This is a genomic window from Gilliamella sp. GillExp13 (genome assembly GCF_001690815.1).
GTDB lineage: Bacteria > Pseudomonadota > Gammaproteobacteria > Enterobacterales > Orbaceae > Gilliamella > Gilliamella bombi.
In genome coordinates this window covers 1-21295 of record NZ_LZHJ01000072.1, presented here as the reverse complement: position 1 = coordinate 21295, position 21295 = coordinate 1, and the positions used below count along the sequence as shown (strand labels likewise).

Below are 21295 nucleotides of genomic sequence, written 5' to 3'. Positions count from 1 at the left end.
AGGGGTGAAGATTACTTCACCTCTTTGCCCATTGCTTGTAAATCAGCATGATAAGATGAACGTACAAATGGCCCACAAGCTGCATGAGTGAATCCCATAGCTAATGCCGTTTGCTTTAATTCTTCAAATTCTTGTGGCGAAACATAACGTTCAACGGGTAAATGATATTTACTTGGTTGTAAATATTGACCAAGCGTCAACATAGTAACACCATGACTACGTAAATCTTTTAACACTTGAATTAATTCTTGATTTGTTTCGCCAAGTCCTACCATTAACCCAGATTTTGTAGGAATTTCAGGATGTCGTTCTTTAAATGCTGCCAGTAATTTAAGTGATCCTTCATAGTTAGCGCCAGGTCGGATCCTTTTATATAAGCGAGGTATATTTTCTAAATTATGATTAAATACATCAGGTGGATTATCACTTAAGACATCAATTGCTTCATCAATACAACCACGAAAATCAGGTGTTAATGTTTCAACCTTTATATTTGGGTTTAATGCTCTGATTTCTCGAGTACAATTAGCAAAATGGCTAGCTCCACCATCTTTTAAATCATCCCTATCAACCGAGGTAATAACAACATAGCGTAATTTCATTTCTTGAATGGTTTGCGCTAGCTTAATGGGTTCTTTACTATCTGGTGGTAATGGTCTACCATGAGCTACATCACAAAATGGGCAACGGCGGGTACAAATATCGCCCAAAATCATAAAAGTAGCCGTGCCATGATTAAAACATTCAGCTAAATTAGGGCAAGAAGCTTCTTCACAGACTGAATGTAATCCATGTTTGCGCATTGTGTTTTTAATATGTGCTATATTATCAGAGTGAGCAGATAATTTAATTCGCATCCATTCAGGTTTTTTTAGTGGTGCTACATCTTCTAATGTTACAGTTGGAATTAAGCGTGTCTTGTCAGCATCACGATATTTCGAACTTCTGATTCTTGTTTCATTATTTTGCATAATTGGTATCTTATCTTTGAGGTAACTGCTTAATAAAATTATTAGTTAATAGTTGTTTTATCTCTTTACGGTCAATTTGAGAGACATATTCTTTTAGTTGCGTCATTTGTAATCCGGCATAGCCACAAGGGTTAATGTTATTAAAAGGGGTAAGATCCATATCAACATTGAATGCAAGTCCATGTAAAGTGCAGCCACGACTGATATGCAAACCAAGTGAGCAGATTTTTTTTTCGTTAATATATACTCCCGGTGCATCAGGCTTTGCATGAGCAATAATACCATAATGGAACAATGTTTGAATGACACTATTTTCTAAATAACTAACTACGTCTCGGATACCTAACTTAAGTCTTTTTAAATCAAATAAAATATACATGATTTGTTGACCTGGAGCATGGTAAGTAATTTGACCACCGCGATCGGTCTGAATAACAGGGATATTTGTCTGATTTAATAAATGTTCAGCTTTACCAACTTTACCTTGGGTAAATACAGGCTCATGTTCGACTAACCAGATTTCATCAAGAGAATGCTCATCACGTTGTTTCGTAAAGTCATGCATAGCTTGATAGGTATACACATATGGTTTAATTTTTAAGTCTTTGATTATGACATTATTAATGATCATAGTTTTTTCTGTTATCTTCAAGTAGTATTATCGCAATTTTTACGAGTATATAACAGATTTTATAATAACTTGACAACTTGTAGTTATTATTGGAATAGCTATTAGGAATAACATTTATATGTATCATTAGGTGAAATTTACTTATTTATCATATAAATAACATCAATTTCATTACTAATATTGAAATAGTTGATTAATTTGATAGGAATTAACATTCTTTTCAAAGCGGCAGTTTGCTTTACTTTTTTTTTTTAAATGGCAGACTGATATTAATGAAGCTCTGTAATGCAGAGTTTAAGCTTTCTTTTATTACGTTTTTTAATGTAATTGAGAATAGCAAATAATGCATTTTTCTAAACAAAAAAAGAGGTTTTTATATGTCGGACATGCAAATGAATGATGTCGATCCCATTGAAACACAAGATTGGCTCAAAAGTGTTGAGTCTATTATTCGAGAAGAAGGAATCGAACGAGCACAGTATATTATTGAACAAATAGTTAATAAGGCGAGAGATGGGGGTGTTCCAGTACTTTTTGGATCTTCAACAAGCAATTATGTCAATACTATTCCAGTAGAAGAGCAACCTGCTTATCCTGGCGATTGGGAAATAGAAAGACGTATTCGTTCAATTGTCCGTTGGAATGCAATTATGATGGTGTTACGAGCTTCAAAGAAAGATTTAGAGCTTGGTGGCCATATGGCATCGTTCCAATCTGCAGCTACTTTTTATGAAGTCTGTTTTAACCACTTTTTCCGTGCTCGTAATGAAAAAGATGGCGGTGATTTAATTTACTTCCAAGGGCACATCTCACCAGGTATTTATTCTCGAGCCTTTATTGAAGGACGTTTAACCGAAGAGCAATTAGATAATTTCCGTCAAGAAGTTCATGGTAAAGGTTTACCATCATACCCTCATCCTAAATTGCTTCCAGAATTTTGGCAATTTCCAACAGTATCGATGGGGCTTGGTCCTGTTAATGCCATTTATCAAGCACGTTTCTTAAAATATTTAGAAAATCGTGGGTTGAAAGATACTTCTGAACAAACTGTCTATGCTTTCTTAGGTGATGGTGAGATGGATGAACCAGAATCAAAAGGTGCAATTACCGTTGCAACACGTGAAAAACTAGATAATTTAGTTTTTGTTATCAACTGTAATTTACAACGTTTAGATGGTCCAGTAACGGGTAATGGCAAAATTATCAATGAACTAGAAGGTGTATTTGCTGGTGCGGGTTGGAACGTAATTAAAGTTCTTTGGGGTGACCGTTGGGATAAACTTCTCCAAAAAGATAAGTCTGGTAAGTTAATTCGACTAATGAATGAAACACTTGATGGTGATTATCAAACATTAAAATCAAAAGACGGTGCTTATGTTCGCGAGCATTTCTTTGGTAAATACCCTGAAACCGCTGAATTAGTTAAAGATATGTCTGATGAAGAAATCTTTAGATTAAACCGTGGTGGTCAAGATCCTGCTAAAATGTTTGCTGCATTCCAACGAGCAAAAGAAACTAAAGATCGTCCAACTGTTATTCTTGCTCACACCATAAAAGGTTATGGTATGGGGGCTGCTGCTGAAGCAAAAAATATCGCTCACCAAGTGAAAAAAATGAATATGGATGGCGTGCGTCATGTTCGCGATTTCTTCAATATTCCAGTGACAGATGAAGCACTTGAAAAATTACCATACATCAAATTTGAGGAACACACGCCAGAATACAAATACATTCATGAGCGTCGTGAAGCGTTACATGGTTATGTACCATCTAGATTAACTCATTTTTCAGGAACTGTTTCAATTCCTCCATTAAGTGAATTTGCGTCATTACTTGAAGCTCAATCGAAAGAAATATCAACCACTATAGCATTTGTCCGTGCGCTTAATATTATGCTTAAGGATAAAGAACTTGCTCCACGTTTAGTACCTATTCTAGCTGATGAAGCACGTACTTTTGGTATGGAAGGTTTATTCCGTCAAATTGGTATTTATAATCCACACGGTCAACAATATACACCACAAGATAAAGAACAAGTGGCTTATTATCGTGAAGATGAGAAAGGTCAAATTCTTCAAGAAGGAATTAATGAATGTGGTGCAACGGCTTCTTGGATTGCTGCGGCCACTTCATATAGCACAAATGATTTCCCAATGATTCCATTCTACATTTACTATTCAATGTTTGGATTCCAACGTATTGGTGATCTAATGTGGGCAGCAGGTGATCAACAAGCTCGTGGATTTATGATTGGTGGAACCTCTGGTCGAACAACGCTAAATGGTGAAGGTCTACAACACCAAGATGGTCACAGTCACATTCAAGCATTAACTATCCCTAACTGTATATCATATGATCCTGCTTATGCTTATGAAGTTGCGGTAATCATGCAAGACGGTTTACGTCGCATGTATGGTGAGCAAGAAAACGTTTACTACTATATTACAACTCTCAATGAAAACTATGCACAACCAGCAATGCCAGAAGGTGCAGAAGAGGGCATTCGACGAGGTATTTATAAACTAGATACCGTTGAGGGTCAAAAAGGCAAACCGACTGTTCAGTTACTAGGTTCAGGCTCTATTTTACGCCATGTTCGTGAAGCGGCTGAAATCTTAGCTAAAAATTATGGTATTAGCTCAGAAGTTTATAGCGTAACATCATTTACTGAACTTGCTCGTGATGGTCAAGATTGCGAACGATATAATATGTTGCATCCAAGTGAAACACCAAAAGTGCCTTATGTTGCACAAATTATGAATAACAATCCAGCGGTGGTTTCAACTGATTATATGAAATTGTTTGCTGAGCAAATTCGTGGATTTGTACCTGCTGAAAGCTATCGAGTACTCGGTACTGACGGTTTCGGTCGCAGTGATAGCCGTGAAAATTTACGTCATCACTTTGAAGTCGATGCATCTTATGTTGTGGTTGCAGCATTGGGTGAACTTGCTAAACGTGGCGATATTGAGGTTAGTGTTGTTGAAGATGCGATCAAAAAATTCGAAATCAATGCCGATAAACTTAATCCACGAATTGCATAAGAGGTTATTATAATGAGTATTCAAATCAAATTACCTGATATCGGTGGTGACGAAGTAGAAGTAACCGAAATTCTGGTTAAAATAGGCGATAAAGTTGAAGCTGATCAGTCAATTATGACAGTTGAAGGTGATAAAGCATCAATGGAAATTCCAGCACCACAGGCTGGTATTGTTAAATCTATTTCTGTAAAAATTGGCGATAAAGTCAAAACAGGCGTTGACATTATGGTCTTTGATGGGCAAGGTAGCGAAACTGCCGCTCCAGCTACAGCACAAGAAGCACCAAAAGTTGAAGTAACACCAACTGCAACTAGCCAAATTGTAGATGTAAAAGTTCCAGATATTGGTGGTGATGAAGTCGAAGTAACGGAAATTTTGGTAAAAGTAGGCGATACTATATCTGTTGATGATTCATTAATTACCGTTGAGGGTGATAAAGCCTCAATGGAAGTACCAGCAACCATTGCTGGTACGGTTAAAAGTATCACGATAAAAGTGGGTGATAAAGTAAAAACAGGTTCCAAAATCATGGAATTTGAAACCACATCTAGTGCAGCTCCAGTTACTCAAGCAGCTCCAGCTGCCGCAGCTCCTGTTGCTGAAAAAGCAGCACCTGAGCCAACGCCAGCACCAGTTACTGCAAAATCAGCGCCTGCTTCATCAAGCAATGAGTTTGTTGAAAACGATGCTTATGCTCATGCAACACCATCTGTACGTCGTTTAGCACGTGAATTTGGGGTAAATCTAGCAAAAGTTACCGCTACAGGTCCTAAAAACCGTATTTTACGTGAAGACATTCAAACTTACGTAAAAAATGCTGTTAAACAAATTGAAAGTGGCGCTACAGGTGGTGCATTACCTGGTCTATTACCATGGCCTAAAGTTGATTTTAGCAAATTTGGTGAAGTTGAAAGTTTACCATTAACTAAAATTCAAAAAGTATCAGGTGCAAATTTACACCGTAACTGGGTAATGATTCCGCATGTGACAGAATTTGATGAAACAGATATTACTGATTTAGAAGCATTTCGTAAGCAACAAAATGCAGAAGCAGATAAGAAAAAACTTGATCTTAAGATCACTCCACTTGTGTTTATCATGAAAGCGGTAGCAAGTGCATTAACAGCGTATCCACGCTTTAATAGCTCATTATCTGAAGATGCCCAAACCTTAATTATCAAAAAATACATTAATATTGGCGTTGCTGTCGATACACCAAATGGTCTTGTAGTTCCAGTATTTAAAGATGTTGATAAAAAGGGTATTGTTGAACTTTCTCGTGAGCTTGCGGCAATTTCTAAAAAGGCACGTGAAGGTAAATTGACAGGTAGCGATATGCAAGGTGGATGTTTCACTATTTCTAGCCTTGGTGGCATTGGTACAACCTCGTTTACACCAATTGTTAATGCGCCAGAAGTTGGTATTTTAGGTGTATCTCGCTCTAGCATGAAACCAGTTTGGAATGGCAAAGAGTTTACACCACGGCTAATGTTGCCATTATCATTATCATTCGATCACCGAGTTATTGATGGTGCTGATGGTGCACGCTTCTTAAGCCATATTGTTAACGTCTTATCCGACTTACGTCGTTTAGTGATGTAATTAAGGAGATCAAATTATGAGTCAAGATGTTAAAACACAAGTTGTGGTTTTAGGAGCAGGACCAGCGGGTTATTCCGCTGCGTTTCGTGCTGCCGACCTTGGACTAGAAGTTACCCTTGTTGAACGTTATTCAACACTTGGTGGTGTTTGTTTAAATGTAGGCTGTATTCCATCAAAAGCATTACTTCATGTTGCTAAAGTAATGGATGAAGCAAAATCATTAACCGAACATGGTATCCATTTTGGTACACCTAGACTTGAATTAGACAAAGTGCGTGGCTGGAAAGAAAAAGTTATTAGTCAACTGACTAATGGACTAGCTGGTATGGCCAAAATGCGTAAAGTCAATGTTATTCAAGGTGAGGCACAGTTTACCGGTAGTCATACAATGGAGGTAACTTCATCAAAAGGAATCACTAAGATCACCTTTGATAATGCAATTATTGCAGCGGGCTCTCGTCCAATCAAGTTGCCTTTTATTCCACATGATGATCCTCGTATTTGGGATTCTACAGATGCCTTAGCTTTAACCACCATTCCTAAAAAATTATTATTAATGGGTGGCGGAATTATAGGTCTTGAAATGGGGACTGTATACCATGCACTTGGTTCAGAAGTCGATGTAGTTGAAATGTTTGATCAAGTGATTCCGGCTGCAGATAAAGATGTAATTAAAGTCTTTACTAAGCAGATCCAAAAGAAATTCACTTTACGATTGGAAACTAAAGTTACTACCGTTGAAGCAAAACATGATGCAATTTATGTCACCATGGAAAAGAAAGACGGCAGCACCGAAACTCATACTTATGATGCGGTATTAGTGGCTATTGGTCGTACACCAAATGGTAAATTAATTAGTGCGGAAAAAGCAGGCGTTAATGTTACTGACCGTGGATTTATCGAAGTCGATAAACAGATGCGTACCAATGTTCCGCATATCTATGCAATTGGAGATATTGTTGGTCAACCAATGCTTGCGCACAAAGGCGTACACGAAGGTCATGTGGCAGCAGAAGTAATTGCAGGTAAAAAACACTTCTTTGATCCAAAAACCATTCCTTCTATCGCTTATACCGAACCCGAAGTTGCTTGGGTTGGTTTAACTGAAAAAGAAGCGAAAGAAAAAGGTATTGATTATGAAGTATCAATCTTCCCATGGGCAGCTTCAGGACGAGCTATTGCTTCTGATTGCTCTGAAGGGATGACAAAACTGATCTTCAATAAAGCAGATAATCGCCTATTAGGTGGTGCGGTTGTTGGTGCAAATGGTGGTGAATTACTTGGTGAAATCACCTTAGCTGTCGAAATGGGTTGCGATGCCGAAGATATTGCATTAACAATTCATGCTCACCCAACATTGCATGAATCAATTGGCTTAGCCTCTGAAATTTATGAAGGCTCAGTCACTGATTTACCAAATGCTAAGGCGAAGAAGAAATAGTAATAATAAGTCATTTATATACTTAATAAAATGCCGTTAGCTCAAACTAACGGCATTTTTATTTTTTATAAGATAATTTTTGTCAAAAAGTTTCAGGTAACTATACGTTTCAGTAAAAAATGAATCAAATAACTAAGTGTTGATCTTAATGAAAACGAGAGATAAATAAGTTATATATCTTTGATAACTTTGGTAAACGTCAATACCCTAGTACCTGTTATTAACAGGTGTCTTTATATTATTAAAAAGATTACAATACTTAGGATTTTATTCAGATGATTTATCTAAGATAAATTTGTCTGCAAGTATATTAAGAGATTTTTCAAAAAAACGATACCAATCAAAATAAATTGAAAAAATGAGGTTAATATGAACACACAGGAAATACAAACAAAATACGGCATTATTTATGCACGAAATGCATTGATATTATCTGACGTTAAATTAGAATGTATACCATTCACTTTGATGGTCAATACATCATTATCACTAGCAGGCTGTAAGCCAAAAATCTTAAATGTTCCAGAAGTTAAAGTTACATTTATTTTTAGTGATATTGATAGCTTATCTATTTATCTAATAGATGAATACCCTTATGAAAAATATTCAAAATCTAGTTTTGATTTAGTAGATGAAGTTCATAAAAAAGGCAAGCAACGTATAATTCTTAGTACTTATGATCATATTTTTGATGTTATAGGCAGATATAAAATTGAATATGATTAATTGATAGAAGAAATACTAACATAAACCTATTTATTATTGATTGTTGACAGCCTAATAATACTCAGTAAGTATTGGTAATAGAAATTATTCTAAATAAAATTCATAAAACACGGTTCTATCTTTCAGCCTTTGATTAAATAGCTTGGAATTTTGATTCACAAAGTATTAAACAATATTTGGATGTTGGTAACAGAATTTGATATGTTAAAACTGAATGTTTTTGCTGATCAAAATTTAATATTTGAACACACCTTTCCTGTTGCATCCTTATTTACTTAATAAAATGCCGTTAGCTCAAACTAACGGCATTTTTATTTTTTTATAAGATAATTTTTGTCAAAAACTTTCAGGTAACTATACGTTTCAGTAAAAAATAAATAAATTATCTATAACTAAATTTTTAAATGAAAGTAATTTTATAATGAATTCATTATATTCATCAGGCTTTGATAACTATCAACATCATGATAGCGTACCTTACTAGTCGAAAGTTCGTTAAAAAGCTTTTTCGCGCACGAAATTTTTGCTTGTTCAATTGGTCTTAAATTTAAACTATCCATTGTACCTTTGGTTTCAGCAATAAAAAAGATATGCTTTACTTTCCCAACATGAAAAGCAATTGCCCAATCGGGTGAATAATTACCAACAGGTGTTGGAATATGAAAACCTTTTGGTAATTTTGCATATACGCACACTTCTTCTGCCGTATCAAGATCTTCAACAAATTTTCGCTCAATACTTTTTTCGGCTAGCCCATCGGTAAATACATAATTTTGAATTGCTTTTTTCGCTAAAAACGCTTTATCGTAACTTTGTAAACTTTTTTCCTGAGTGAAAATAGTGCTGTCATATTTGCCTGAAGTTTTATTGTATGTAATATGCTCTATAATTGTAGTTGCTTTTTGTTCTTTAATTAATTTAATAATTTTAGCAATAAATTCTTCAGGATTATCCTTGAACATATTTAGTTTTTTTGAATCTAGCCCCTTTAATATGGCTACTACTGTTTTGCGAGTTAATGTGGTTTCTTGCGCAATCTGACCAATCAGATCATATTTTATTGGTTTAAAATAAGCATGTTCCAAAGTGGTAGTCTTTGTTTCTTGAGTTTTAAACGCATCATTTTGATAGATACTTTGTGTTGTTATTTGATCTTTAAGTTGACCGACAGCCGTAATGTATTGTAGCTGCGAGACAAATAACTTATCGTTGATATGAGCAATTGCTTTATTGATTAATTCATCGCTATTAAAGTTAACAGTATAAGCATATTGCTGATTAATTTGCTGCCATAATGCTTGGAATTCGGCTTTATCAAAATTCTCATTAAGTGGATTATCTTTAATCTTTGTTTCATGACCATCGGTAAACATGGCGTCTAACTCGCTATCATTATAAATAGTCTGAATTAGGCGATGAATTCCGTCACCCATTGGTTGTAATTCATCTGGTAATGGTGCCACTGAGTTCATTACAACATCGTTGCGGTATTTATCGGTTATTTTACGCTCGATATCAACATAGCCATGACTAATTAAATAAAATTCAATTTTATCAGCTACTGCTTTATCGATAATGGTTGATACACCATTAACTTCTACATATTTACCGAAAAAGTACTCACTGGTGGCAACAGTTGGTCGATCATAAATGACTGTTTTTATATCGGCTTGAAGATCATTAACAAAGTTTCTATAACTTTCACTGGCGATAACGGTTAACATGTTGATATCGTGGACTTGTTCGCCGCAACTTTCAATATCCATACGATTACCATCTTGATTGACACATAAACGAAGACCACGGCCGACTTCTTGCCGTTTAGCTGTTTGGTTATCGGAGTGTTTTAGTGTACAAATCTGGAAAACATTGGGATTATCCCAACCTTCACGTAGTGCTGAGTGCGAAAAGATAAATCGAGTGGGCTCATCAAAGCTTAACAGTTGTTCTTTATTTTTAAGAATCAGGTCGTAAGCTGAAATATCATCTGAAGATTCGCTACCTCGTTTTAATTGGCTATCAATACTTTTGCCAGTTTTTTTATCAATGCTAAAGTAACCTTTATGTACTTGGCTTGCATCATTACACTTAGTTTTTAAATATTGTTGATAAGGGGTGTTGCTGGCTTGGTCTAAGTATTGTTGCAAAATCGTTAGGTATTCTTGTTCAAATATTTGTCCATATTCGCCCAATATTTCGTTATTGTTATCATCATATTGGCGGTATCTTGCCACTTCATCAATAAAAAATAATGATAGTGACTTAATGCCCATATTGAACAGTTTTTCTTCTTTGTCAAAGTGGGATAATATGGTTTCTCTAATTTGAATGCGGCGCATATTTTCTTCAGAAATATCACCTATCACTTCACCGGTTTTAATTGCAACACCATTGGTAAAAGTGACTATTCCAGTCAAAGGATTGATCTCAGATACCGTATATCCTTTGTATTGTTGCATCTGTTTTGAAACAGAATAAAGATTATCACCCTCAGTGAAATTGCGAATTTCACGTTTGATACCATTGCTGTGATTTATTTCCAGCTCAATTTTTGCCAGTGGTGGTTTTTTGTTGGATAAGAGAATTTGTTCAAGATACAAGTAGCTATCAGTACCTCTTAGATTTTTAACTTCAAAACCCTTTACTTCGATTTTTTTAACCAGCCGTTTATTGTATGCATCAAGTGCATCAAGGACATAAATGAGATTATTCTGTTTTTTATGGGTAGCAGAATAATTTAATGAAAATAATGGATTAAAATTTTTTAAAGCTTTTTGCGTGACTTCGCCACCCATTTTTTGTGGCTCATCCAAAATAATAATGGGATTATTAGCGGCTATCACATCAATCGGCCGGCGCGAGGCAAACTCATCGCGTTTTGAGTAAATAATTCGTGCTTCTTTATTTTTGCCATCTTCTTTTAGCGAGGAAGCAAAAGCTTGGGTGTTAATGATCATAACATTAATGCCCGAATTGGCAGCAAAACTATCTAATAAAGTTAAATTTTTACTGTCATAGACAAAAAAGCGAGCCTTTTGACCATAATGCTCCATAAAATGGTCTGTGGTTATTTCAAAGGTTTTTTTTACTCCCTCACGAATGGCAATAGAAGGGACAACCACAATAAACTTGCTCCAACCATAATGCTTGTTCAGTTCAAACATGGTTTTGAGGTAAACATAGGTTTTACCAGTACCCGTTTCCATTTCGATATCAAGACTACACCGACCTAAGTTTTTAATTAAATCAGCCGACTGTTTAATATTGTTTACGTTTTGTATTTTTTTGATATTAGCGAGTAACTCGTTATCGGTTAACGAAATAATTTCATTTTTAAAACCAATATCGATTGCGCTGTCATCTGATGTATACCTTGAATCAGTGTCATAACTCATTTCTGCCTGAGTAGGTGTATTGCCTAAATCACGCACATAACGCAGGCTATTTTGATAACCTTGCCCGTTAAAAACTTGAACTACTGCATTTACTGCATCGGTTTGATATTGCTGAATTTTAAAATTAAATTTCATTACAACACCTTCCTCTTGGTTTCAGGGCTGTAGGTATTGAAAATTTGTTCAAAATTGGTGGCAACACTATCATTTTCCATTGAGCTATCACGCATAACAAAATAGTAAGGTTTTTGTTTGGCAATAGCCGTGATGACATCTTCATTAATGTCTGTATCAAAGCAAGCCATTAAAAAGTTATCTGCTACGTTAAATACGGTTTTACCGGCAATGGTGGCTTGTTTGATATCACTAGAAAGTAATACCCCCAAATCCAGCATAACTTGGAACAATAAATCTTCTGCCGTTCTATCGGCTTTGATATTGTCAATCAGGACATCAAGAAGATCGGTATTATACTCAGCAGGATTATAATAAACCTCTTTCATATTACTGCTATCACATTTTAAAACGCGAAAGCCTTTATCAAATTTAGCCTGTGGATTTTCTTGAGCAATTTTATTGCCTGCCCGGCGAATGCGCTCTTTACCAATTTCACAGATATTTTTATAACCTGCTTTGTAAGCTTCGCTTTTCTCATCCGTTGATTCTGGCAGTTGCACCATGATAAATTTGCGGTTGCCGCCATCTTCTGCATTGAGTTGCATAATTGTATCAGCTGTAGTAGCGGATCCTGAAAAAAAATCCAGAACAATGTGTTCATTTTTTACATTGGCAATTCTTAACAAAGCTTTTATCAATTCAATTGGTTTTGGGTTACTAAAAACATTTTTGATGCCAAAGAGGGCTGTTGCATAGTCGTTAGCACCTTGATTATGTCCAAATTGTTCATGAGTCCACCAATTTGTCGCACATTGTCCCTCTTCTTCTCGTTCAAATTGATAGTATTTTTTCCTAGGCATTCCATTTCCACTTTTGGGAAAGTATATGCGCCCTTCTTTAAGGTATTTTTTAAAGGTATCTTCTTCTCCCATCCATTCTTCATTGAGTATTTTTCCTGTTGGTGTAACAATTGTATATTGACTACCCGATTGGTCAGAACCTACTTTCCATGGCTTACTAGCCCAACAACCAAGAGGATCATTATCAGGATTTGAGAAATTTGCTGTCAAATTAAGCTTTCCTATACCGGAGTTTTTTAAGAATTTACTATTTTTTGCAAAAGCTAGAATGTGTTCTGTAACAATTCCTATCATTTTTGTTTTGTCATTTGGCTGATTGTGTCTTCTTCTCCAATGAATGTGTCCTTCGAAATTGCTCTCACCAAAAATCTCATCACAAATTTTTCTAAGTTGTGCCACCTCATTATCATCAATACTAATAAAAATCACACCATCATCAGTTAATAGATCTCTTGCCAGTTTTAAACGGGGGTAAATCATATTCAGCCAATCAGTATGAAAGCGGCCATTAGTTTCCATATTTTTTATTAGCCGATTGCCTTCATCATCAAATTGCCCACTGTTTTCAAGGTATTCAGAGGTATTTTGTGCAAAATCATCTTCATAGACAAAATCATTACCGGTATTATAAGGCGGATCGATATAGATCATTTTGACTTTGCCAAGGTAAGTTTCCTGCAATAGTTTTAGTACTTCAAGATTATCGCCTTCAATATATAAATTTTCGGTATCATCAAAATCAACACTTTCTTCACGACAAGGTCGTAAGGTTTTGGCTATGGGGGCATTGGCAAGTAGAATCGATTTCTTTTTATCTGGCCAAGTAAATTGGTAACGTTCTTCTCGACCTTCAACAATCACTGATGAAAGTTCTTGTTTGAGCATATCAAAGTCGATGGCGTATTCCACTTCACCTTGTTGGTTTTTGCGTTCAGTAATACAGTTCGGGAATTGTGCACCGATTTTTTTGATATTTTCATCCACTTTATTGAGTGAATGTATCTTTAATTTATCCATTTAAGAATCCTTTAATTCTTGTTTCAATTGGTTGATTTTTTGCACCAATTCAAATGCTTTTTTAGGCTGTAGTTCTTTTCTTGCTTTCTTTTCAAGGCGAGCAATGTTTAAAATCAGTTTTTGTCTTTTATCGGCAATGATAATCTGCTGCTCAAGACTATTGCCTTGCTCAATGTCGAATTTGCCGACTTGTTGAATGATGTTTTGCCAGACATTATCAAGGTTTAATCCTTTTAATTCAATGTGTAATTCTTCTTTAGCTTGCCAATCACTTTGTATCAATTTATGTTGAAAAACGGCCAATTTAGCCTGCTTAGCATATTGCAAAATAAATAGTATATTTTGCGGTATTAGTTTGGATAATAAAACAAGGTTTGTTTCATTAAAATTGATTTTTTTCAGTTGTACCAATGCCACAAAAAAAGCATTAATGTTATTTCCTGCTGCGAGATTTATCTTTGCTGCGGAAACCTCGTTAACAAGGGTAATTTTAGCTATATCCGCATCGACTTTTTCTTTCGTAGCATTGTTCAGTTGAAACTTTGCATAGATTGTTTTTTTAGCTAACTGGTGATTTATTTCTGTCGTTTTGGGCAAACCAAGCATTATGCTACCTTATTTTCTGATTCACTGACAACTAAAAAACAGATTAATTCAAAGTCATCTAGACCTTTTATACTATCGGTAACAAAACTAATTGCATTACCGCTTAAAAAATTATCAATATCACTGTGTTTTTTTACTTCAATAATGGAGTTTATGGCGTCACCAAGTCGTTGTGAAAAATGTGCCATATTACCACCATCGGCTGTGATTTTATTGAATTGTTGATACAATTTTGCAATGGGTTCTATTTTGCCTTTGCAAAGTAAGCGTATTTTATCAAGTAATTGTTTTGGTGATAAATGATCACAAATAACTTCGCCATTATTTGCAACATACACCATGTAAAATGGATGAAGGCGATTTTGATTATTAATATTAATGCTGTTTGCCCGGTTTTTTAATATATAAATAACACCTGCGGGCATATCTGGTAAAGCTGGCACAACGGCATGTAATCCATACGGTGTTTTATCAAGTTCGGGATGATTTTTAATATACTCCAGTAAATCAAGTCTAAATTCATTTAAACCTAAATCCATGATTGATATACTGTTAGTGATATCTTCAATATCAACCACTTCGTCTTGTAAGCGTTTGAGTTGTGCTTTACGATAGGCTAAATCGGATTTTTCTTCTTCACTTAAAATATTGTCATCACCTGTTGCAGTCATGTCGACAATTTTCATGCGAGTTTCTACCTTAGCTTTTAGATCAATATATTCATCTAAAGTAACATCAGGCCAAAAGTTAACTAGCTGAATCGACTGATTTTTGCTGCCTATGCGATCAATACGTCCAAACCGCTGAATAATTCGTACCGGATTCCAATGTATATCGTAATTAATTAAATAATCACAATCTTGTAAGTTTTGCCCTTCAGAGATGCAATCGGTTGCAATTAATATATCAATCTCATGAGTGTTATTCGGCATTAACAAGTGTTTATCTTTTGATTTGGGTGAAAAGCAGGTTAAAACAGTGTTTAAATCACAATGCAATTTAGGTACAGTAGATCTTCCGTCAACTGAACCTGTTATCATTGCGGTATGTAGTGAAAAGTGATTTTTTACATACTGGCTAACGTGATCAAACAAATAACTTGCTGTATCGGCAAAAGCGGTAAATATAATTACTTTCTTATTATTGTTATTTATTGGATTGAGTTGTTTATTTTTAATAATAGTAAGTAAATTTTGTAATTTAATATCATGTTTTGCTGTGATGTCACTTATCATATGAGTTAATAATGATAAGATTTCATAATCTTTAGTGAGATAGTGTTTCCATGAAAGATAATCCATATCAGATAAAGAAATTTTCACTTTTTTACCAAATGTAAATAACTGATCATTATTTTGTTCATCTTCATCAAGATCATTGAAATTAGTAATATCGGTAAGCTCAATTTCTTTTTTTACACTTTGATTATAAGATTCAATAGTAGCTATAGTTTGTTGAATAAAGTTCTTTATACGTTCTAATGTATGATTAAATGAGAATACAGAGCTTTCCAGTCGTTTCATCAAGTTGATTGCCATTAAACGACGAATCCCTTGTTCTCGATTAGCTTGGGTAAATCCAATATTGATTTTGTTGTCCTCATATATTTCAGCATACTTATCCATTTTGCTTGGTAAGATAAAGTGGGTAGGGGTATAAATTGATAGATTTAGTAGCATGAGTTGTTCGAAAATTTCGTTATAACTTATCGCATTAGCTAAATCTGTTAGTTTAGGCCTTACTGAAATAGGTTTGAGTCTAGTTGGAAAAGTACCTATATCGGTGGTATCGTAATATTTTTGAATGTGTTTGCGTGAGCGTGCAATTGTAACAGAGTCCAAAACTTCAAAAAAGTCAAAATCCAACATTCTTAGTAGGTTTTCTGTCGTTCTTTCAGTTGTGTCTTGTTTACTCCAAATATTAAATGCTTTTTGTGCATTTTTAAAAATCTCATCCAATGAACGGCGAGTATTGAGATTTTCATCAATATGACTGGTTTTGCCTTCGTAAGCAAGAGCTAATTGATTTTTTAAATCATTAAAGCGATTGTTAACAGGGGTTGCGGAAAGCATCAATACTTTAGTTTTGACCCCTTTTCGAATCACTTGATTAAGTAATTTTAAATATCGATTTTCTTTTTCGTTATCTTTGCCTGATAATTTGCCACCATTACGGAAGTTATGTGATTCATCAATCACTACAAGGTCGTAATTATTCCAATGAATTTAGCGTTATATTTTTATTATTGTAAAAATATAACTTATTGTCTAGAAATGTTTTTATCTACTTTTTACCAAAAAGTATGGTTGTTGATAGTGGCTAAAAATTGGAAAAAATTTACTGATATAAATAAAAATCATAAGCGAATATCTCATGGTCAAAAAAAGTTAGTGTTAAGTTTAAAATAATAATCAACTATCTTTTAACTCTTTCTAAAAAATACACTCACAAGTAGAAAATTTTTTATGAACAAAATAGAATTTAAATGTGAAAAAATGATAGAGCAACAAATAACCTAATATTAAGTTTCTAATATATTGGCTATTTACATATAATATTTCATTTATTCAATCGATTTGCTATATATTGTTGATGTAATGATGCGATATAAGCCCGATAACTAGCTCAAACTGTATTTTAAAAGTGATTAAGTATATAATGCTCCGCAAATTTAATTAATTTATATCATCTAAAATATATTTCTATGAAATCTTCAATTATCAACAAATTAGAAATGCTACAAGAGCGTTATGAAGAAGTTCAAGCATTATTGTCTGATGCTTCGGTTATTGCGGATCAAAATCGCTTTCGCACTTTATCTAAAGAATATTCGCAATTAACAGGGGTGGTTAAGTGTTTTTCTGATTGGAAGCAAACACAAGAGGATATTGAGACAGCTAAAATGATGCTATCTGATCCTGAAATGAGTGAAATGGCACAAGAGGAGTTAAACGAAGCATTAAGTCGAGTTGAAGAACAAGAAAAGCAACTACAAGTTTTACTATTACCTAAAGATCCTAATGATGATTATAATTGTTTTATCGAAGTTAGAGCAGGAACTGGTGGTGATGAAGCGGCTATTTTTGCTGGCGACTTAGCTCGAATGTATACAAGATTTGCCGAATCACGGAATTGGCGTGTTGAGATTATGAGTGCAAATGATGGTGAACATGGTGGCTATAAAGAAGTTATTATGTTAGTTAGTGGGGATGGTGTTTATGGTAATTTAAAATTTGAATCTGGTGGACACCGAGTCCAACGTGTGCCAGAAACAGAATCTCAAGGTCGTATTCATACATCTGCTTGTACCGTTGCTGTTTTACCGGAAGTCCCTGAAGCAGAAATGCCTGAAATCAACCCAGCTGATTTAAAAATTGATACCTATCGTTCATCTGGCGCAGGTGGTCAGCATGTTAATACAACAGATTCTGCTATTCGTATTACCCATATTCCTACAGGCATCGTTGTTGAATGTCAAGATGAGCGATCGCAACATAAAAACAGAGCCAAAGCAATGTCAGTTTTAGCTGCAAGAATTCAAGATGCGGAACTACGTAAGCGCCAACAAGAAGAGGCTTCAACACGTCGAAATCTATTAGGTTCAGGCGATCGTTCAGATAGAATCAGAACATATAATTATCCACAAGGTCGAGTAACCGATCATCGAATTAATTTAACGCTTTACCGTTTAGACGAAGTCATGGAAGGAAAATTAGAGATGCTAATCGATCCGATTGTGCAGGAATATCAAGCAGATCAATTAGCAGCTTTATCGGAACAAGATGAATGACATACTTACAATGGCTTAAAAGTGCATCTCAAACCTTAACAGATAGTGAAAGCCCAAAGCGAGATGCTGAAATTTTACTGAGTTTTGTTACGCAAAAAACGCGGACATTTTTAATGGCGTTCAGTGAAACATTGCTAACTGATGATGAATTGATTGCTTTATCTGAATGTTTAGAACGCAGGAAAAATGGTGAGCCTATCGCTTATATAACTGGCGAAAAAGAGTTTTGGTCTTTAAAGTTTAATGTTTCTAACGCCACTTTAATACCTAGACCGGATACCGAAAAATTAGTTGAATTAGGTTTAGAGTACCTTCCTAAAGTGCCTTGTGAAGTATTGGATCTTGGCACGGGAACAGGCGCGATAGTTATTGCAATGGCAACCGAACGTCAAGACTGTTTATTTACCGCAATTGAAAAAAATAAAGATGCCCTAATCTTAGCTCAAAAAAATGCTGCTCAAATTGGGGTGAATAATGTTTATTTTTTACAAGGTGATTGGTACAAACCAATAAAGAATAGAAAGTTTTCAATGATTGTCAGTAATCCTCCTTATATTGAGCCAACAGACATCCACTTATCCCAAGGCGATGTACGCTACGAACCAAGAAGCGCATTAGTTTCTGAAGATGATGGTTTAGCTGATATTAAACTAATTGTACAAGGTGCAACTAAGCACTTAAACCAATATGGGTGGTTACTAATAGAACATGGTTGGAAACAAGGCGAGGCAGTGCAAACTGTTTTTAAACAACACGGATTTCAATTAGTAGAAACCTTCACCGACTACAGTGGTAATGATAGAGTTACCCTTGGTCGCTGGTTTAAACCTTAACTAGGAAAATTTTATGATGCAGCAAAAAAAAGTAAACATTGGTGACATTACTGTCGCTAATGATCTACCCTTTGTACTATTTGGTGGTATGAATGTGCTTGAATCTCGTGATTTGGCGATGAAAATCTGTGAACATTATGTCACCGTTACCAATAAACTAGATATTCCTTATATTTTTAAAGCCTCTTTTGATAAAGCAAATCGCTCATCAATTCATTCCTATCGTGGACCAGGATTAGAAGAAGGGCTAAAAATATTCCAAGAGCTTAAACAACAATTTGGCGTTAAAATTATTACTGATGTACATACTGAAGCACAATGTCAACCCGTTGCTGATGTGGTTGATGTAATCCAATTACCTGCCTTTTTAGCAAGACAAACTGATTTAGTTGTTGCAATGGCTAAAACAGGCGCAGTAATTAATGTCAAAAAACCACAATTTGTTAGTCCAGGGCAGATGGGTAATATTGTTGAAAAATTTGAAGAGGCTGGTAACAATCAAATCATCCTTTGTGATCGTGGTAGCTGTTTTGGTTATGACAACTTAGTGGTTGATATGCTTGGTTTTAACATTATGAAAAAAGCAAGCAAAGGGTCACCAGTTATTTTTGATGTTACTCACGCTCTTCAATGCCGTGATCCTATGGGAGCAGCATCAGGTGGACGTCGTGGCCAAGTAACTGAACTTGCACGCTCGGGCATGGCTGTTGGTATTGCTGGGTTATTTTTAGAATCCCACCCAGATCCAAGTCATGCAAAATGTGATGGACCGTCAGCATTACCACTAGCAAAATTGGAACCTTTCTTAAAACAGATGAAAGCCATTGATGAACTAGTAAAAAGTTTTGATGAAATTGATACTGAACACTAAGAGTTTAATTATTTAGCTACAATTAAAAAAACGTTATTTATTATAAAGTAAACGGTATTTTTAGCATATTAATAAAAAAGAGAAACCAAATATGATTTCTCTTTTTTATTTGGTTATGTGGTCATTTTACGTCATTAATCTTTAGAAATTACTTACTTTTTAATCTTCAATTTTTCAACCACGGTAATAAATATACATAAAAAATGCCATATCCTAAATCATAGGTAGCGTGTTGATATTATAAATAAAATTGATGATAGACTAAATATTGACACCAAACGTTCATCTAGAACATATTGGTATGTCCACACTTTTTAGTACCAAAAAGATAAGGTCATCGATTTCTTTTGTATTCAATCGGCGACTGGTAATTTAATGTTGAATGAAGTCGATTATAATTAAACCAATCCACATAGTGATTAAATTCCAATTTAAGTTGCGCCAGTGAATCAAAAATAGTATTTGACACAAATTCTGTTTTCACTGCTTTGAATGTGCTTTCTGCAATTGCGTTATCATAGGGGCAGCCTTTGCGACTTAAGGACCGTTTAATTCCAAATGCTGTTAAACATTCATCAATCAAATGATTATCAAACTCTTTTCCTCTGTCAGAATGAAACAACTCAATCGTCTGTAAGTTCATTGGAATTTGACTCATAGCTTGCATGACCAGTGCTGCTGTTTTATGCCTGCCAGCACTTCGCCCCACTATTTCTCGATTACTGATATCAACAATTACACAAAAGTAGTGCCAACGTTGTTTAACCCTTACATAGGTTAAATCGGTCACCAATATCTTTCGTGGTTGACCTATATTAAATTCTCGATTCAGTTCATTCCCCACCGGCGATTCATTGCTTTTTTCTGTATGAATACAATATTTTTTACAGGTGTATTTCGAAACCCAGCCATTTTTCGCCATGATTCGACCTATTCGGCGTCGAGATACGGTTATGCCTTGCTTTCTCAGCTCTGCTTGCAGACGCCTTGTACCATAAGCACGATAATTAGTATTAAAAATTTCACCCACTATTTCACTCAGTGATATATTGGATCGGCTACACTAATTAGTACCAGTTTTATAAGGTCATTGTTATGATAAACTAAAAATAAGAGAAGGTAACAACAATGGCAATCGATTCATCACGAAGAACAAAACGTAGCTTTACTAACGAGTTCAAAAAACAAATGGTCATGCTATATCAAAATGGTAAAAAACGTGCGGATATCGTCGCAGAGTATGACCTCACCAAATCAGCATTAGATAATTGGATAATGCAGTACCAAACTACCGGCTCATTCATCGCAAAAGATAATCGTCGAACTGAAGATAACGAACTTATCGCGCTACGCAAAGAGAATAAACGCTTGTTAATGGAGAATGATATCCT

Annotated in this window: 14 protein-coding genes and 1 pseudogene; 8 read left to right on the top strand and 7 right to left on the bottom strand. The window is 35.0% G+C overall.

What is annotated here, in order from left to right; all coding sequences use genetic code 11:
* Positions 1–11: 11 nt before the first annotated feature.
* Together lipA and lipB are read right to left on the bottom strand one after the other, a co-directional pair.
* Positions 12–971, bottom strand: coding sequence for a lipoyl synthase (lipA, locus tag A9G37_RS05150; RefSeq protein ID WP_034909830.1), 960 nt, complete (start codon positions 969–971; stop codon positions 12–14).
* Between the two features lie 10 nt (positions 972–981).
* Positions 982–1602 carry a lipoyl(octanoyl) transferase LipB gene (lipB, locus tag A9G37_RS05145; protein WP_034909828.1) on the bottom strand — a complete coding sequence of 207 codons (621 nt, stop codon included), beginning with the start codon at positions 1600–1602 and terminating at the stop codon, positions 982–984.
* 377 nt (positions 1603–1979) lie between these two features.
* On the opposite strand from lipB, the gene aceE reads away from it, so the two are divergent.
* The 4 genes from aceE to A9G37_RS05125 all read left to right on the top strand — a co-directional run bounded on the left by aceE (position 1980) and on the right by A9G37_RS05125 (position 8415).
* Positions 1980–4646 carry a pyruvate dehydrogenase (acetyl-transferring), homodimeric type gene (gene aceE / locus A9G37_RS05140; RefSeq protein WP_034909932.1) on the top strand — a complete coding sequence of 889 codons (2667 nt, stop codon included), beginning with the start codon at positions 1980–1982 and terminating at the stop codon, positions 4644–4646.
* Positions 4647–4658: 12 nt separating this feature from the next.
* A complete protein-coding gene (gene aceF / locus A9G37_RS05135; protein ID WP_034909826.1) occupies positions 4659–6248 on the top strand; it encodes a pyruvate dehydrogenase complex dihydrolipoyllysine-residue acetyltransferase in 1590 nt (529 codons plus the stop codon).
* 16 nt (positions 6249–6264) lie between these two features.
* A complete protein-coding gene (gene lpdA, locus A9G37_RS05130; protein WP_065560236.1) occupies positions 6265–7689 on the top strand; it encodes a dihydrolipoyl dehydrogenase in 1425 nt (474 codons plus the stop codon).
* A gap of 369 nt (positions 7690–8058) precedes the next feature.
* Entirely contained in the window at positions 8059–8415 is a 357-nt protein-coding gene (locus A9G37_RS05125) for a hypothetical protein (protein WP_034909822.1), read from the top strand.
* 416 nt (positions 8416–8831) lie between these two features.
* Here A9G37_RS05125 and A9G37_RS05120 read toward each other — a convergent pair whose 3' ends face one another.
* The 4 genes and pseudogenes from A9G37_RS05120 to A9G37_RS05105 all read right to left on the bottom strand — a co-directional run.
* On the bottom strand, positions 8832–11945 hold the full coding sequence (locus A9G37_RS05120) for a type III restriction-modification system endonuclease (RefSeq protein WP_065574832.1): 3114 nt from the start codon (positions 11943–11945) through the stop codon (positions 8832–8834).
* Positions 11945–13804, bottom strand: coding sequence for a site-specific DNA-methyltransferase (locus tag A9G37_RS05115; protein ID WP_176701866.1), 1860 nt, complete (start codon positions 13802–13804; stop codon positions 11945–11947). Before A9G37_RS05115 ends, A9G37_RS05120 begins: the two co-directional genes overlap by 1 nt.
* A complete protein-coding gene (locus tag A9G37_RS05110; protein WP_065574831.1) occupies positions 13805–14410 on the bottom strand; it encodes a DUF4391 domain-containing protein in 606 nt (201 codons plus the stop codon).
* Positions 14410–16635 (bottom strand): annotated as a pseudogene (locus A9G37_RS05105) (DEAD/DEAH box helicase); the annotation flags it as partial. The pseudogene A9G37_RS05105 and the gene A9G37_RS05110, both read right to left, overlap by 1 nt.
* Before the next feature lie 479 nt (positions 16636–17114).
* On the opposite strand from A9G37_RS05105, the gene prfA reads away from it, so the two are divergent.
* Genes prfA through kdsA form a run of 3 tightly spaced genes read left to right on the top strand, consistent with a single transcriptional unit; the run spans position 17115 to position 19904 of the window.
* Positions 17115–18200: a peptide chain release factor 1 gene (gene prfA / locus A9G37_RS05100; RefSeq protein ID WP_034909811.1), complete on the top strand. Its 1086-nt coding sequence runs from the start codon at positions 17115–17117 to the stop codon at positions 18198–18200.
* The gene (prmC, locus tag A9G37_RS05095) at positions 18197–19033 is read left to right on the top strand and encodes a peptide chain release factor N(5)-glutamine methyltransferase (protein ID WP_034909809.1); all 837 of its coding nucleotides are present in this window, start codon (positions 18197–18199) and stop codon (positions 19031–19033) included. The genes prfA and prmC overlap by 4 nt, the downstream gene beginning before the upstream one ends.
* A 16-nt stretch (positions 19034–19049) precedes the next feature.
* Entirely contained in the window at positions 19050–19904 is an 855-nt protein-coding gene (gene kdsA / locus A9G37_RS05090) for a 3-deoxy-8-phosphooctulonate synthase (RefSeq protein ID WP_034909929.1), read from the top strand.
* Positions 19905–20238: 334 nt separating this feature from the next.
* Here kdsA and A9G37_RS05085 read toward each other — a convergent pair whose 3' ends face one another.
* On the bottom strand, positions 20239–20946 hold the full coding sequence (locus A9G37_RS05085; protein ID WP_255306856.1) for an IS3 family transposase: 708 nt from the start codon (positions 20944–20946) through the stop codon (positions 20239–20241).
* Between the two features lie 86 nt (positions 20947–21032).
* Here A9G37_RS05085 and A9G37_RS05080 point away from each other — a divergent pair.
* On the top strand, positions 21033–21295 hold a 263-nt coding region (locus A9G37_RS05080), incomplete at its 3' end, for a transposase (protein ID WP_065574830.1).